Below are 14,189 nucleotides of genomic sequence, written 5' to 3'. Positions count from 1 at the left end.
CTATGGCTATTGTTCAGGAAACTATCGATACAGTCGCGGAACTGGAGCGGTACAAATACGGCTTCACCACGGACGTCGAGCAGGAGTTCGCCCCCAAGGGTCTGAACACCGACATCATCCGCTTCATCTCCGACAAGAAGGGCGAGCCGGAGTGGATGCTGGAATGGCGTCTGGCCGCCTATGAGCGCTGGCTGGCGATGGAAGAGCCGACCTGGTCGGCGGTGAAATACGAGCCTGTCGACTATCAGGACCTCTATTACTACGCCGCGCCGGTGAAGAAGGAGGGGCCGAAGTCTCTGGACGAGGTCGATCCCGAACTGCTGGCCGTCTATGAAAAGCTGGGCATCCCGCTGAAGGAGCAGGAAGTTCTGGCGGGTGTTCAGGGCGCGCCCAGGGTGGCCGTCGACGCCGTGTTCGACAGCGTCTCGGTCGTCACCACCTTCAAGGAGGAGTTGGCCAAGGCGGGCGTGATTTTCATGCCTATTTCGGAGGCCTTGCGCGAATATCCTGATCTGGTGCGTCAGTATCTGGGCACCGTTGTTCCGGTCAGCGACAACTATTTCGCGGCCCTGAACAGCGCGGTCTTTTCCGACGGCAGCTTCGTTTACGTCCCGCCGGGCGTGCGCTGCCCGATGGAGCTGTCGACCTATTTCCGCATCAACGCCAGCCAGACCGGCCAGTTCGAGCGGACCCTGATCATCGCCGACAAGGGCAGCTATGTTTCCTATCTGGAAGGCTGCACGGCGCCGATGCGCGACGAGAACCAGCTGCACGCGGCGGTCGTTGAAATCATCGCCCTGGACGACGCCGAGGTGAAATACTCGACCGTCCAGAACTGGTACCCCGGCGACGCCGAGGGCAAGGGCGGCATCTACAACTTCGTGACCAAGCGCGCCGACTGTCGCGGCGATCGCTCCAAGGTCAGCTGGACGCAGGTTGAAACGGGCTCGGCCGTCACCTGGAAATACCCGTCCTGCATCCTGAAGGGCGAGGAAAGCTCGGGCGAGTTCTATTCCATCGCCATCACCAACGGCCATCAGCAGGCCGACACCGGCACCAAGATGATGCATCTGGGCAAGAACAGCCGCAGCCGCATCATCGCCAAGACGGTCTCTGCCGGTAAGTCGGACTCGACCTATCGCGGCCTGGTGTCGATCCACCCCAAGGCGACGGGCGTGCGCAACTTCACCCAGTGCGACAGCCTGCTGATCGGCAAGGCGTGCGGCGCCCACACCATCCCCTATATCGAGGTCCGCAACGGCTCGGCCCAGCTGGAGCACGAAGCGACCACGACCCGCCTGTCCGAGGACCAGCTCTTCTACGCCCAGCAGCGCGGCCTGTCGGAAGAAGAGGCCGTGGCCCTGCTGGTCAACGGCTTTGTCCGCGACGTCCTGCAGGAACTGCCGATGGAGTTCGCCGTCGAGGCTCAGAAGCTGGTGGCGATCAGCCTTGAAGGCTCGGTCGGCTGAGTGAGTTGAAGAAGAAAAACAATGCTTAAGATCAATAACCTCCACGTCTCTGTCGCCGACAAGCCGATCCTCAAGGGTCTGACGCTCGATGTGCCTGCGGGCGAAGTTCATGCGGTCATGGGGCCGAACGGGGCGGGCAAGTCGACGCTGGGCTACAGCCTGTCGGGCCGTCCCGGCTATGAGGTGACGGACGGTTCCGCCTCGTGGAACGGCCGGGACCTGTTGGACCTTGATCCGGCCGAGCGCGCGGCGGCGGGCCTGTTCCTGTCGTTCCAGTATCCGATCGAGATTCCCGGCGTGCCGGCCATGACCTTCATCCGCACGGCGCTGAACGCCCAGAAGCGCGCGCGCGGCGAGGAGGAGGTCTCGGCCCCGGCCTTCCTGAAGCTGGTCAAGGCGGCGTCGCAGTCGCTGAAGATGGACTTCGACATGCTGAAGCGGCCGCTGAACGTCGGCTTCTCCGGCGGTGAGAAGAAGCGGATGGAGATCCTGCAGATGGCCCTGCTGGAGCCGTCGCTGCTGATCCTGGATGAGACAGACTCGGGTCTCGACATCGACGCCCTGCGCATTGTCGCGGACGGGGTGAACGCCATGCGCAGTCCGGAACGGTCGATGCTGGTGATCACCCACTATCAGCGCCTGCTGGACTACATCAAACCGGACCGCGTGCACGTTCTGGCGGGCGGCCGCATCGTCGCTTCGGGCGGGCCGGAGCTGGCGCATGAGCTGGAGGCGGAAGGCTACGACAAGTTCCTGCCGGAGGCGGCATGAAGGCGCTCGCCCGGCTGGACCTGACCGACGCCGCGACCTTCCCCTCGCGGCGGGTCGAGGAATGGAAATACAGCGACCTGAAGCGCTTTCTTCGTGAAGCGCCTGAGCCGTCCGGCACAGCCGTCGTCGGCGCGCCGGGGCCGTTCTATGATCTGGGCGGCGACGCCATCGTCTTCGCTAACGGCCGCCCGGTCGGGGTGAAGGACTATATCGCCTCGGGCGATCAGACGCTGCGCCTGCGCTTCATCTCAGATGCGACGGGCACTGGTCATACGGCGGCGGCGCGCATCGTCGCCCGCCCCGGCGCGCGCCTGCTGCTGCTGGAGACGCACGAGGGCAAGGGCTCGGCCTATGTCGCTCACAACAAGGTCGAGATCGACGTCGCCGCTGACGCCGAGGTGATCCGCATTGTCTTGGCCGACGAACCCGCCGACGCCATTTCGGTGGCCGAGGCCGAGGTGCGGCTGGAGGCAGGCGGCCGTTATCGCCAGACCATCGTCGCCACCGGCTCCAGGCTACAACGTCACGAGACGCGCCTGCGTCATGGGGCCGAGGGCGCCGATGCGCGTGTGGACGGGCTGTATCTGCTGAACGGCGCGCGCCACTTCGACCTGACCACGGTGATCGACCACGTTTCGCCGAACGGCACGACCAGTCAGTTGATCAAGGGCGTGGTCCGGGATGAGGCGCGCGGCGTCTTTCAGGGCAAGATCCTGGTCCAGAAGGGCGCGGACGACACCGACGCCCGCATGGGCCACCACGGTCTGATCGCCTCGGATCGCGGCGAGATCGACGTGAAGCCCGAACTGATCATCTACGCCGACGAGGTGCAGTGCGCCCACGGCGCGACCGTCGGGACGCTGGACGAAAGCGCCCTGTTCTACATGCAGCAGCGCGGCATTTCGGCCGATGAGGCCCGCGCCCTGTTGACCCACGCCTTCCTGATCGAGGTCGTCGACCGCATCGAGCATGAAGGCGCCAGAGAGGTGGTGCGGGAATGGCTGACGGCTCGCCTGTGACCCACGCATCCATGACGGGGTTCGACCCCTATGCCGCCCGCGCGCAGTTCCCGATCCTGTCGCGTCAGGTGAACGGCAAGCCGCTGGTCTATCTGGATACCGCCGCCTCGGCGCAGAAGCCGCGCGCCGTGATCGACGCCCTGGTCGCGTCGATGGAGGGCAGTTACGCCAACGTTCACCGGGGGCTGCACACCCTGTCGAATGAGGCGACGGAGGCCTATGAACGGGCGCGCGAGATCGTCGCCCGTTTCTTGAATGCGCCGTCGGCCGACAACATCGTGTGGACCAAGGGCGGGACCGAGGCGATCAATCTGGTCGCCAACGGCGTCCGTCTGTTGATCCAGCCGGGCGACGAGATCATCGTCACCGAGATGGAGCATCACTCCAACATCGTGCCGTGGCACTTCCTGCGCGAACGACGCGGGGTGGTGCTGAAGTGGGCGCCGATCAAGGACGACGGCTCGTTGGATATGGAGGCCTTCGCCGCCCTGCTGGGGCCGAAGACCAGGCTGGTCGCCGTCACCCATATGTCCAACGTGCTGGGGACCATCAATCCGGTCGCCGAGATCACCCGTCTGGCCCATGCGGCCGGGGCGCAGGTGCTGATCGACGGCTGTCAGGGCGCAGTCCACGCGGCGCCGGACGTGCAGGCCATCGGTTGCGACTACTATGTTCTGACGGGGCACAAACTGTTCGCGCCCACGGGCATCGGCGTCCTGTATGGCACGGCCGAGGCGCTGGACGCCCTGCCGCCATATCAGGGCGGCGGTGAGATGATCGTGACGGTCGAGAAGGAAGGCGTGACCTACGCCGGGCCGCCGCATCGGTTCGAGGCGGGGACGCCCCCGATCCTTGAGGCCATCGGCATGGGCGCGGCGGTCGAATGGCTGGCTCAATATGACCCGGCGGCGATTCAGGCGCATGAGATGGCGCTGTATCACCATGCTGTGGCGCGCCTGCGCGAACACGACTGGCTGCGGATTCTGGGTGAAGCCGAAGGGAAGGGCGCCATCCTGACCTTCACCGTCGAGGGCGCGCACGCCCATGACGTGGCCCAGATCATGGACCGTTACGGCGTCGCCGTGCGCGCCGGGCTGCACTGCGCCGAGCCGCTGGCGAAAAGACTGGGCGTCAGCGCAAGCGCACGCGCCTCCTTCGCCCTATATAACACCATGGAGGATACAGACGCCTTCGTGGACGCGCTGATCAAGGCGCGGAACTTCTTCGTGTGACGAGTATGGACGCCAAGACCGACAACGCGATCACCGACAGCGACGCCTTCGCCGCCAGCTGGGACGAGCCGCAGAAGAGCGCCCTGTCACAGGGTGAGCTGGACAAGCTGACGGACGACCTGATCGAGGCGCTTAAGACGGTGTACGATCCGGAAATCCCGGTCGACATCTATGAACTGGGCCTGATCTACAAGGTCGACGTATCAGACGACCGCGACGTGCTGGTCGAAATGACGCTGACGGCGCCGGGCTGCCCGGTCGCCGGCGAGATGCCCGGCTGGGTCGAGACGGCGGTGGCCAAGGTCGAGGGCGTGCGCAGCGCCAAGGCCAATCTGGTGTTCGATCCGCCGTGGGACTCTTCCAAGATGAGCGACGAGGCCAAGCTGGCCCTGAACATGTTCTGAGGAGGCTCTGATGACCGAACTTCAGACGACCACGACCCGGCCACGGCGACCCCGGCCCAAGGCGGTGACCTTGACGGATGCCGCCGCCGCGCGTGTGCGCGAGATCATGGACAACGCCGAGAAGGATTACGTCGGCCTGCGCGTCGGCGTGAAGAACAGCGGCTGCGCCGGGCAGGAATACACCTTCGCCTATGCCGAAGAAGCCATGCCGCTGGACGAGGTGGTCGAGGACAAGGGCGTCACCATTCTGATCGAGCCCAAGGCGGTCCTGTTCCTGATCGGCACCGAAATCGACTATGAGGTGACGAAGCTGGCCTCGAAGTTCGTATTCCGCAATCCGAATGAGACGGACGCCTGCGGTTGCGGCGAGAGCGTCACCATCATCCCCGCCGCTGCTCTGGACGCCGACTGACATGATCAGACTGGAGGGGGTGACCCGGCGCTATCGCAGCGCGGCGGGCGACCGCACGGCGCTGGACGCCGTTGACCTGCATGTCGCGCGTGGCGAGGTGTTCGGCGTGGTGGGCCGTTCGGGGGCGGGCAAGTCCACCCTGATCCGCGCCATCAACCGACTGGAGACGCCCGACGCGGGCAAGGTCTTCGTCGATGGGCAGGAGATCACCGCCCTGAACGCCGCCGAACTGCGCGCTGCGCGGCGCGGCATCGGCATGATCTTCCAGCATTTCAATCTGCTGAACGCCAAGACGATCGAGGACAACGTCGCCTTCCCCTTGCGGCTGGAAGGGCGGCGTGAGGCTGAGGTGAAGGCCCGCACGGCGGAACTTCTGGCCCAACTGGGGCTGGCCGATCATGCGAAAAAACATCCGTCCCAGTTGTCCGGCGGCCAGAAACAGCGCGTCGGCATCGCCCGCGCCCTGGCCTGCGGTCCCAGCGTCCTGCTGTGCGACGAGGCGACCAGCGCCCTCGACCCCGAGACGACCGAAGACATCCTGACCCTGCTGGACGGGCTGAACCGCGACCTCGGTCTGACCATCGTTCTGATCACACACCAGATGGAGGTGGTGCGCCGAGTTTGCGACCGGGTGGCGGTGCTGAAGGACGGCCGGATCGTGGAGCAGGGCGCAACGGCCGACGTCTTCCTGCATCCGCAGCACGCCGTGACCCGCGCCATGCTGTTCGAGGGCGAGGAAGTGATCGACGCCTCTGTCGCGCCCGCCGGGGCGCCCATGGCCCGCCTGACCTTCCGTGGTCCCTCCACCTATGAACCGGAGTTGAGCCGCGTCGCGCGCACTGTCGGCGTTGACTATTCAATACTGTCGGGCCGGATCAGCCGCATTCGGGGCGAGCCCTATGGCCAGATGACGGTGGCCTTCACCGGCGGTGACGCCGAGGCGGCTCTGGCGCAACTGGCCGCGCGCGGCGTCGTGGTGGAGGCGGTCTGATGTTCGCCAATGTGGACTGGGCCGATATCGGCAAGGCGACGGTCGACACCCTGCTGATGCTGGGCGGATCGATGGTGCTGACCGTGATCCTGGGCGTGCCGCTGGGCGTGCTGCTGTATCTGTCGGGCAAGGGGCGGCTGGCGGCCAATCCGGTGCTGAACGCCGTGCTGTCCTTCGTCGTCAATGTGCTGCGTTCGGTGCCCTTTATTATTCTGCTGATCGTCATGCTCCCGGTGACGGTGTTGCTGGTCGGCACCTCGCTGGGCGTGGCGGGCGCCATTCCGCCACTGGTCGTCGGGGCCGCGCCCTTCTATGCGCGTCTGGTCGAGACGGCCCTGCGCGAGGTGGACAAGGGCGTGGTCGAAGCGACGCAGGCCATGGGCGGCTCGACCTTCCAGATCGTGACGCGCGCCCTGTTGCCCGAGGCTCTGCCCGGCATCATCGCCGGCGCGACCGTCACCGTCATCGCCCTGGTCAGCTACACCGCCATGGCGGGCGTGGTGGGGGCGGGCGGTCTGGGCGATCTGGCCATCCGCTTCGGCTATCAGCGGTTCCAGACCGACGTCATGGTCGTGACCGTAGTTTTGCTGTTGGTGCTGGTGCAAATTCTGCAGATGATCGGCGACCGTCTGGTCGCTAAGGTCTCGCACCGCTGATTTTTCGAAAGCCTGCCCCATGATCCGCCGTTCGCTGCTGCTTTCCGCCGCCGCTGTCCTGACGCTCGCCGCCTGCGGTCAGGGCGCGGACAAGAAGGCGGGGCCCGAGGGCGCGCCCCTGCTGGTCGGCGCCACCGCCGTGCCGCACGCCGAAATCCTGGAGCAGGTGAAGCCGATCCTGGCCGCGCAAGGCGTGCCGATCGAGATCAAGGTCTTCAACGATTACGTTCAGCCGAACGTGCAACTGTCTGAAAAACGGCTGGATGTGAACTACTTCCAGACCAAGCCCTATCTGGACGAGTTCAACACCGCGCGCGGCACGACCCTGATCACGGTGGCGGGCATCCACATCGAGCCGCTGGGCCTGTATTCGCGTAAGCACAAGGCGTTGGCTGACCTGCCGAGCGGCGCGCAGATCGTCGTGCCGAACGACGCCTCCAACACCGGCCGCGCACTGTTGCTGTTGCAGGCGGCGGGGCTGATCACCCTGAAAGACCCGCAGAACCCGCTGCAGACCGTGCGTGACATCGCGACCAATTCCAAGGGGCTGAAGTTCCAGGAGGTCGAGGCCGCCACCATCCCGCGCATCCTGCCTCAGGTGGACGGCGCGGTGATCAACACCAACTACGCCCTCGACGCCGGGCTGAAACCCAAAACGGATGCGTTGCAGTTGGAAGGCGCCGACAGCCCATATGTGAACTATCTGGTTTCGCGCCCGGATAATCAGAACGACCCGCGTGTTCAGGCGCTGGCCAACGCTCTACGTGGTCAGGCGATCAAGGACTTCATCGCCACGAAGTATGAAGGCGCTGTGATCCCGGCGGCCTAGGCGGCTGCGGCGGCCTTGGCGGTTTCATCCTTGGACTCAACCAGAACGGCGGTCCTGACCGGCTCACCCGTCGCCTCGGCGATCAGTTCGGCCGTCTTGCCTTCAACCGCGGCTTCCAGCCGTTCCAGAAACTCGGCCTTGGGCAGGCCGGTCGGGATGGGTTCGAGGAATTCCAGCGTCGCCGTGCCGGGGTTTTTGTGGAACTCTTCCAGCGACCAGAACAGGCCCAGATTGGTCGCCAGCGGCACGACCGGCATGTCGAAGTCGCGATACATGTGCCAGACGCCCGAGCGGTAACGGAACTTCTCGCCGACCTTCGCCAGATGGCCTTCCGGATAGATCAGGATCTTGCGGCCCTCGCGATTGGCGTCGGCGGCGCGCTCTTTCAGGGCTGCGCGGGCGGCGTGGCCGCCGCAGTTGTTGACGACGATGGCGCCCAGCTTCTTCAGCACTGTTCCCAGCAGAGGGAACTTCTCCAGATGGTCGCCGGTGACGAAGGCCACGTCGTCGAACTGGTCATAGGTGGCGAAGCCGTCGCCCCAGCTCTGGTGCTTTGAAGCTATGATGAAGGCGCCCTGCGGCAGGCGTTCCCTGCCGCGCGTTTCGATGCGGATTCCCGCAAACAGGCTCATGGCCTGAACCATGCGCCGGACATAACGGCGGATGATCCAGCTCGTAGCCTTACGGCCCGGCGCCAGGGCTGCAAAGGCGGCGGCCAGGCCGTAGGAGATGGAAAGCGCCCAATAGGCGATGTTGAACAGCAGGCTTCGCATTAGGCTGAATATGCCAGCCTGCCGTTCAGAGGCGAGCGTAAAGTGAAGCCCGCCGGATCAACGCACCGGTTGGCCGGCGCGAATGCGGGCGATGATGGCTTCCAGCTGGGCCTGCGGCATCCCGCCGGGGATCAGGTTGCCGTTGATGATGAAGGCCGGCGTGCCGTTCAGCGCCAGCGCCGAGGCCTCACGCGTGTTGCGCTGGATCACGGCGTCGATCTCCTGGCGGTGGGTCGACAGGTCGCGATCCAGACGGGCCATATCGATGCCTGCGCCCTGGGCGATCCTGCGCGCCGCCAGTTCGTCAGGGATGCGGCCTTCCGAGGCCATGAAGGCCTTGTGCAGCTTGTGATATTTGCCCTGATAATTGGCGGCCATGGCCATGCGGGCGATATCCTCGGAAACTGCGCCGAAGATGGGCCACTCCTTGTAGAGGATTCGCACCTTGGGATCGGCCTTCATCAGGCCCTCCAACTCGGGGATCATCATTTTGCAGTAGGGGCAGTTGTAATCCATGAAGCCGATGATGGTGACATCGGCCTCTTCGGCGCCGATGAAGGGCGTCGCCGGATCACGCAGCAGATCTCTGAAACCAACCTCGACCACCATCGGCAGATCCTGCGCGCCCGAGACGCCTGCGGCCGCTGCTGCGGTCGGAGCGTTTCCGGCGTCGGCCGGACCACAGGCCGCCAGCGTCGTAGCGAGGGCGAGCGACAGGGCAAGGGCGGGTTTCTTCATCGATACAAACTTTCCTGCTGCGTCCGACGCAGCGTCGCACGGTAGGGCGGAGGGAGGCGACGCCCGAGCGTCGTTGGATGAGCCTTGGTCGGAAGGCTGGCTTAAGCCACGCTTAAGGCCGGATAAGCCGGTTAATTCAAGCGGGCGATTTCGGATGAAATCTGTTCGGGTGCGATCTCGCCCATGTGGGCCTTGGCCAGGCGCCCGTCTGAATGAAGGAACAGCGTCACCGGAATGCCCGCTGTTCGATAATGATGGGGCAACTGCATCCCCGTATCGAACAGGATGTGCTTCATCGTCAGTCCTTCGCGATCCAGCCAGGTGCGGACGGTTTCCTCGCTCTCGCCCTGATTGATCAGCAGGAAGCGCACGTCGGGGTGCGCCTGTTCGGCCTGGGCCAGGGCGGGCATCTCGCGGCGGCACGGCGGGCACCACGTCGCCCAGATGTTGATGACGGTCGGCTGATTGACGGGCGCGGCCAGATCGATCGGCTCTGCGTCCATTCGGGCCAGCGTTAGTTCAGCAGGCGGCAGCGGCTCGGTCGCTGAGGCCAGTTGATGCACCGCGACCCAGACAAGCGCAGCCGCCGCGACGGGAGCGATGGCCCAGGCGCGCTCCTTCGGAGTCTTGAGCAGAAAGAAGGTCGCTACGACGATGAAGGGCAGGACCCACAGCCAGGCGAAACCGCCTTGCCACACGGCGAACGCCCGCATGGGGTCGCCGCTGAAATACTCCCAATGGGCAGCGACGTGCGCCAACCGCGCGACCGCGATGCCGCCGAGTGTGACGACCGTGCTCCACAGATTGAAGCGTCCGCTGATCCGGCTGACCAGAACGCTGGACACGACCATGAAGACCACGACGCCTGCGATGATGGCGAACCGCTCGCCGGACAGGACCAGCGGCCCTAGCGACAGGCTGTTCATTGCGCCGCCCCTGCTCGTTCCAGCGAGGCCAGCACGGCGCGGGCGGGAACCTCGCCGATCAGGCGGCTTTCCGGCGCTTCTTTTGATGTTCTGGACAGGAAGATCATCGTCGGCGGGCCGACCACGCGGTATTGGTCCAGTAGTTCGCGCGTCTGCGGCGTCGTACGGGTGACGTCCACCTCGATCAGATCAACGCCGCCAAGCTGGCCCAGAACATCGGCGTTGGCGAAGACCTGGCGCTCGATCACACGGCAACTGACGCACCATTCGGCCGTGAAATAGATGAAGGCGGGGCGAGATCGGGCGGCGGCCTGTGCGATGGCTGCGTCCAGCGCCGCCTTATCCGTGACCACGGCGACAGGCGTCGCTGCACCCGGCGCGGCGGCGCCGACCGCGACTGTAGGACGGGCCAGAGGCTCCAGCGGACGCCACGGGCTGACGGCGTTCAGGCTCAGGCCGATCAATAGCAGTGCGCCCCAGACAGCGGCCGCCAGACCGGCCGCACGGGCCAGATTATCCAGCGTGCTGGAAGCCGCCGGGCGGAACAGGCCCAGCGCCGCTGCGACGGCGAAACTCAGGGCCGCCCCTAGCGCCAGTGTGGCGGCGGGCGGCATGATGCGCCCGGCCAGCCACCAGGCCATGCCCAGGAAGACAAAGCCGAAGATGACCTTGACGCGGTTCATCCACGCACCGGCCCTGGGCAGGAAGCGCGCGCCAGCCGCACCGAAGACGATCAACGGAACGCCCTTGCCCAAACCAAGGAAAAACAGGGCGGCGGCGCCCAGAACGACATCGCCTGTCTGGGCGATATAGATCAGGGCGCCTGCCAGCGGCGCCGTGACGCACGGCCCGACGATCAGGGCCGAGACGAAGCCCAGCCCAAACGCCGACGCCAGTGACCGACGCCCCGTTCCAGCATCGCCCGACAGGCGGCTGGTCCACGCCGAGGGCAGCTGAAGCTCGAACCCGCCGAACATCGACGCCGCCAATATTAAGAAGATCGCTGCGACGGCGCCGACCGCCCACGGCGACTGAAGCGCCATCTGCAGGTTCTGGCCCGACCACGCCGCAACCACGCCCAACAGGCCGAAGGCGACGGACAGGCCCAGCACATACGCGACCGAAAGCATCAGGCCGCGCCGCGTGCCCTGTCCATCGACGCCGCGTCCGATGACGCCCGCAAGGATCGGATACATGGGAAAGACGCAGGGCGTGAACGCCAGCAGGACGCCGAACCCGAAGAAGGCCAGCAGCACCCAGACCGATCCGCCCTGACTGGCCAGTCGATCAACGAAACCCTGATCCTGTTGAAGCTGAACAACAGGCGCCTCGATGGCCGTGGCCGGTTCAGGCGCGGCTGGATCTGTCGCAGCGTTGGCCGTTTCTTCGACCTGTGGCGTGGCGGTGGGCGCAGTCTTGATCGCTAGGGCTGTCGCAGCCTCAGCTGCGGCGGGCTCGGCCTCGCGCGTGACGACACGCGGCGTCGGCATGGCTGGCACATCCACTGTCCGCGTGGTCGGCGGGTAGCAGATCGAGTTTTCCATACACCCTTGATAGGTGATGTTGACCGAGGCCGGTTCGCCTGCGCGCTTCAATGCATCGGCCGACAGCACCGCGCGACCGGCATCGCGCCAGATGTCGACCATGCCGAAGCCGGGGTCGTCCTTCTTTTCACCGGCCTGAAGACGAAGCGGCATTTCCGTCTTGCCGTCCGGCCCTGTCGCCGCCGTGTGGTCCCTATAGAGATAGTGGCCAGGCGCGATCTTCCACGCGAAGACCATGTCGCCGCTGTCTGTGCGCGACACCTGAAGCCTGAACGCTTCCTGCGGCGACAGGACGGGCTGTTGGCCGAAGCCCGAGCCGAGGGCTTGTCCCGCCGCCAGACCGGCCGCGGGGATGGACAGCATGAGCACGGCCAGGGCCGCGATAAGTCGCCAGGGTTTGATCTTCATGCCTGCCGGGGTCGGAGAAAGAGCTTAAGTCAGGCTTAAGCCGGAGTTCGCATCAATAGCCAATGAGATTGCTCATCGTTGAAGATGATCCGGTTCTGGCCGATGGCCTGCACGTCGGCCTTAGCGCCTGCGGCTGGACGATCGAGCCTGTGTCTCGGCTTGAGGATGCGCTGGCGGCGCTGGAAAGCTCGGCTTTCGACGCCGTGGTTCTGGATCTGGGCCTGCCGGACGGCGACGGGCTGGAGATTCTGCGTTTTGTGCGCCAGCGAGACATGGATGTCGGCGTGGTGATCCTGTCGGCGCGCGACGACAGCCGCGACCGCATCACCGGGCTGGACGCCGGGGCCGACGACTATGTGGGCAAGCCGTTTGATCTGGATGAACTTGCGGCGCGCCTGCGGGCGGTTCGACGCCGACTGCTGGGTCGCTCGCAACCGGCGCTGTCGCATGAAGGGGTGACGCTGGACCCGAAGTCGCGGCTGGCGTGGCGCGGCGAGGGCGATCTGCACCTGTCACGCCGCGAGTTCGCCATTCTTGAGGCCCTGATGGAGCGGCCTTCACAGGTTCTGTCGCGCAGCCAGCTGGAGGAACGCCTATACGGCTGGCAGGAGGACATCGGCTCCAACGCTGTCGAGGTTCACATCCATCACCTGCGCGCCAAGCTGGGCGCCGACTTCATCCGCACCGTGCGCGGTCTGGGATACACGCTGCAATGATGTCGATCCGGACGCGGCTGTTCGCCATTCTGGCGCTGGTGACCGCCCTGGTATGGGGCGGGGCGGTCGTCTGGGTCGAGGTCCAGACACGCAATGAGGTTCAGCGCGTGCTGGACCGACGCCTGATGGAATCCGCGCGCATGGTTTCATCCATGATGCAACCGGGCCGTGTCTCACCTGTCATCAACGAAGAAGCGACGCAGGCGGGGACCGCTTATGATCGTCAATTGTCCTGTCAGATCTGGACGATGAAGGGCGAACTTATCGCCCGCTCTCAAAGCGCGCCTGCGGAAATGCTGGCAGACGGCGGCGACGGCTTTTCGGAAGAGGTGATCCGAGGCGAGCGCTGGCGTGTCTATACGGTCCATGTGCCAGAAGGCGGTTATCGCGTCATGGTCGGCGACAGTCTGGCCATTCGCGAGCATCTGGTCAGCAGCGTCGTAACCGGCCTGCTGGGGCCTGCGGTGCTGGGCTTTCTGGCGCTGGGCGTGCTGATCTGGTGGTCGGTAGGGGCGGGGCTGCGGCCGATCGAACAGATGACCCGCGCCCTTGCCAGCCGTCGCGCCGACGATCTGACGCCTGTCGACGTGGCGCCGGGGGGCAAGGACTTGCAGCTGTTCGTCTCGGCCCTGAACGACCTGATCGCCCGCGTCAGCGAGGCGCGCCGTCGAGAGACGGAGTTCACTGCAGCCGCCGCCCACGAACTGCGCACGCCGCTGGCGGGGCTGCGGATTCAGGCGCAGATCGCGGCCAATGCGACCGATGACGCCGTACGTAAACATGCGCTGGAGCAGATCCAGGCCTCGGTTGATCGCACCGCGCGTCTGGTGACGGGGCTGCTGGTGCTGGCGCGCGAAGATGAGGCGGCGATTACACCGGATAGTCGTCGCTGGACCGACCTGCATGAGTTTTTCGACGCAGACAGTCGTCTGGAAACGCCGGATCAGCCTTTCCAGATTCATGTCCAGCCGGACCGTTTCGAGACGGTGGCGGCCAATCTTCTGGCCAACGCCAAAGTCATGGCGCGCAGCCGTATCCGCGTCTCTGTCGAAGGCGAAGGCGACGCGGCTCTTCTGGTGATCGAGGATGACGGGCCGGGCGTATCGGCGGCTGATCTGGAACGTCTGGGCCGCCGCTTCTTTCGCACCGCCGACGCCCCCGTCGGTGGCAGCGGTTTGGGCCTGTCCATCTTCCTATCGACGATGAATGCGCATGGCGGCATGGTGCGGTTTACGCCGTCAGCGCTGGGCGGACTGCGCGTCGAACTGCACGGCCTGCCGATCCGGCGCGGCTGATTGAAC

Annotated in this window: 15 protein-coding genes; 11 read left to right on the top strand and 4 right to left on the bottom strand. The window is 65.4% G+C overall.

Annotated elements, in window-relative coordinates:
* The first annotated feature begins 2 nt into the window (after window positions 1-2).
* Genes sufB through ACORJG_RS06810 form a run of 9 tightly spaced genes read left to right on the top strand, consistent with a single transcriptional unit; the run spans window position 3 to window position 7,783 of the window.
* Entirely contained in the window at window positions 3-1,469 is a 1,467-nt protein-coding gene (sufB, locus tag ACORJG_RS06850; RefSeq protein ID WP_427792626.1) for a Fe-S cluster assembly protein SufB, read from the top strand.
* A gap of 21 nt (window positions 1,470-1,490) precedes the next feature.
* Window positions 1,491-2,240 carry a Fe-S cluster assembly ATPase SufC gene (sufC, locus tag ACORJG_RS06845; RefSeq protein ID WP_427792624.1) on the top strand — a complete coding sequence of 250 codons (750 nt, stop codon included), beginning with the start codon at window positions 1,491-1,493 and terminating at the stop codon, window positions 2,238-2,240.
* The gene (gene sufD / locus ACORJG_RS06840; RefSeq protein ID WP_427792622.1) at window positions 2,237-3,259 is read left to right on the top strand and encodes a Fe-S cluster assembly protein SufD; all 1,023 of its coding nucleotides are present in this window, start codon (window positions 2,237-2,239) and stop codon (window positions 3,257-3,259) included. Before sufC ends, sufD begins: the two co-directional genes overlap by 4 nt.
* Window positions 3,238-4,491, top strand: coding sequence for an aminotransferase class V-fold PLP-dependent enzyme (locus ACORJG_RS06835; RefSeq protein WP_427792621.1), 1,254 nt, complete (start codon window positions 3,238-3,240; stop codon window positions 4,489-4,491). Before sufD ends, ACORJG_RS06835 begins: the two co-directional genes overlap by 22 nt.
* 5 nt (window positions 4,492-4,496) lie before the next feature.
* Window positions 4,497-4,895: an SUF system Fe-S cluster assembly protein gene (locus tag ACORJG_RS06830; RefSeq protein ID WP_427792619.1), complete on the top strand. Its 399-nt coding sequence runs from the start codon at window positions 4,497-4,499 to the stop codon at window positions 4,893-4,895.
* A 10-nt stretch (window positions 4,896-4,905) separates the two neighbouring features.
* Window positions 4,906-5,307 carry a HesB/IscA family protein gene (locus ACORJG_RS06825; protein WP_427792617.1) on the top strand — a complete coding sequence of 134 codons (402 nt, stop codon included), beginning with the start codon at window positions 4,906-4,908 and terminating at the stop codon, window positions 5,305-5,307.
* A gap of 1 nt (window position 5,308) precedes the next feature.
* Window positions 5,309-6,298, top strand: a complete 990-nt coding sequence (locus tag ACORJG_RS06820) for a methionine ABC transporter ATP-binding protein (RefSeq protein ID WP_427792615.1) — start codon at window positions 5,309-5,311, stop codon at window positions 6,296-6,298.
* Complete coding sequence (locus ACORJG_RS06815; protein ID WP_427792613.1) at window positions 6,298-6,954, top strand: methionine ABC transporter permease; 657 nt, start codon at window positions 6,298-6,300, stop codon at window positions 6,952-6,954. Before ACORJG_RS06820 ends, ACORJG_RS06815 begins: the two co-directional genes overlap by 1 nt.
* A 19-nt stretch (window positions 6,955-6,973) precedes the next feature.
* Complete coding sequence (locus tag ACORJG_RS06810; protein ID WP_427792612.1) at window positions 6,974-7,783, top strand: MetQ/NlpA family ABC transporter substrate-binding protein; 810 nt, start codon at window positions 6,974-6,976, stop codon at window positions 7,781-7,783.
* On the opposite strand, the gene ACORJG_RS06805 is transcribed toward ACORJG_RS06810, so the two are convergent.
* The 4 genes from ACORJG_RS06805 to dsbD form a co-directional block, all read right to left on the bottom strand.
* On the bottom strand, window positions 7,780-8,556 hold the full coding sequence (locus ACORJG_RS06805) for a lysophospholipid acyltransferase family protein (protein WP_427792610.1): 777 nt from the start codon (window positions 8,554-8,556) through the stop codon (window positions 7,780-7,782). The genes ACORJG_RS06810 and ACORJG_RS06805 overlap by 4 nt on opposite strands.
* A gap of 57 nt (window positions 8,557-8,613) precedes the next feature.
* Window positions 8,614-9,294, bottom strand: a complete 681-nt coding sequence (locus ACORJG_RS06800) for a DsbA family protein (RefSeq protein ID WP_427792608.1) — start codon at window positions 9,292-9,294, stop codon at window positions 8,614-8,616.
* 131 nt (window positions 9,295-9,425) lie between these two features.
* Complete coding sequence (locus tag ACORJG_RS06795; protein ID WP_427792606.1) at window positions 9,426-10,220, bottom strand: prolipoprotein diacylglyceryl transferase family protein; 795 nt, start codon at window positions 10,218-10,220, stop codon at window positions 9,426-9,428.
* Complete coding sequence (gene dsbD, locus ACORJG_RS06790; RefSeq protein ID WP_427792604.1) at window positions 10,217-12,172, bottom strand: protein-disulfide reductase DsbD; 1,956 nt, start codon at window positions 12,170-12,172, stop codon at window positions 10,217-10,219. The genes ACORJG_RS06795 and dsbD overlap by 4 nt, the downstream gene beginning before the upstream one ends.
* Before the next feature lie 62 nt (window positions 12,173-12,234).
* Between dsbD and ACORJG_RS06785 the strand changes: the two genes are divergently transcribed.
* Both ACORJG_RS06785 and ACORJG_RS06780 read left to right on the top strand, forming a co-directional pair.
* Entirely contained in the window at window positions 12,235-12,888 is a 654-nt protein-coding gene (locus ACORJG_RS06785) for a response regulator (protein ID WP_427792602.1), read from the top strand.
* Window positions 12,885-14,183: an ATP-binding protein gene (locus tag ACORJG_RS06780; RefSeq protein ID WP_427792600.1), complete on the top strand. Its 1,299-nt coding sequence runs from the start codon at window positions 12,885-12,887 to the stop codon at window positions 14,181-14,183. Before ACORJG_RS06785 ends, ACORJG_RS06780 begins: the two co-directional genes overlap by 4 nt.
* The last annotated feature ends 6 nt before the right edge of the window (window positions 14,184-14,189 follow it).

Origin of the sequence: Brevundimonas diminuta (assembly GCF_050310045.1) — a bacterium.
Lineage (GTDB): Bacteria > Pseudomonadota > Alphaproteobacteria > Caulobacterales > Caulobacteraceae > Brevundimonas > Brevundimonas diminuta_F.
Note: the sequence above shows the minus strand (reverse complement) of the source record. Positions and strands in the feature narration are given on the sequence as shown.

Excerpts from the sequence above, each read along its gene's own strand:
- sufB (WP_427792626.1), top strand. The coding sequence starts at position 3 with ATGGCTATTGTTCAGGAAACTATCGATACAGTCGCGGAACTGGAGCGG.
- sufC (WP_427792624.1), top strand. The coding sequence starts at position 1,491 with ATGCTTAAGATCAATAACCTCCACGTCTCTGTCGCCGACAAGCCGATC.
- sufD (WP_427792622.1), top strand. The coding sequence starts at position 2,237 with ATGAAGGCGCTCGCCCGGCTGGACCTGACCGACGCCGCGACCTTCCCC.
- ACORJG_RS06835 (WP_427792621.1), top strand. The coding sequence starts at position 3,238 with ATGGCTGACGGCTCGCCTGTGACCCACGCATCCATGACGGGGTTCGAC.
- ACORJG_RS06830 (WP_427792619.1), top strand. The coding sequence starts at position 4,497 with ATGGACGCCAAGACCGACAACGCGATCACCGACAGCGACGCCTTCGCC.
- ACORJG_RS06825 (WP_427792617.1), top strand. The coding sequence starts at position 4,906 with ATGACCGAACTTCAGACGACCACGACCCGGCCACGGCGACCCCGGCCC.
- ACORJG_RS06820 (WP_427792615.1), top strand. The coding sequence starts at position 5,309 with ATGATCAGACTGGAGGGGGTGACCCGGCGCTATCGCAGCGCGGCGGGC.
- ACORJG_RS06815 (WP_427792613.1), top strand. The coding sequence starts at position 6,298 with ATGTTCGCCAATGTGGACTGGGCCGATATCGGCAAGGCGACGGTCGAC.
- ACORJG_RS06810 (WP_427792612.1), top strand. The coding sequence starts at position 6,974 with ATGATCCGCCGTTCGCTGCTGCTTTCCGCCGCCGCTGTCCTGACGCTC.
- ACORJG_RS06805 (WP_427792610.1), bottom strand. The coding sequence starts at position 8,556 with ATGCGAAGCCTGCTGTTCAACATCGCCTATTGGGCGCTTTCCATCTCC.
- ACORJG_RS06800 (WP_427792608.1), bottom strand. The coding sequence starts at position 9,294 with ATGAAGAAACCCGCCCTTGCCCTGTCGCTCGCCCTCGCTACGACGCTG.
- ACORJG_RS06795 (WP_427792606.1), bottom strand. The coding sequence starts at position 10,220 with ATGAACAGCCTGTCGCTAGGGCCGCTGGTCCTGTCCGGCGAGCGGTTC.
- dsbD (WP_427792604.1), bottom strand. The coding sequence starts at position 12,172 with ATGAAGATCAAACCCTGGCGACTTATCGCGGCCCTGGCCGTGCTCATG.
- ACORJG_RS06785 (WP_427792602.1), top strand. The coding sequence starts at position 12,235 with ATGAGATTGCTCATCGTTGAAGATGATCCGGTTCTGGCCGATGGCCTG.
- ACORJG_RS06780 (WP_427792600.1), top strand. The coding sequence starts at position 12,885 with ATGATGTCGATCCGGACGCGGCTGTTCGCCATTCTGGCGCTGGTGACC.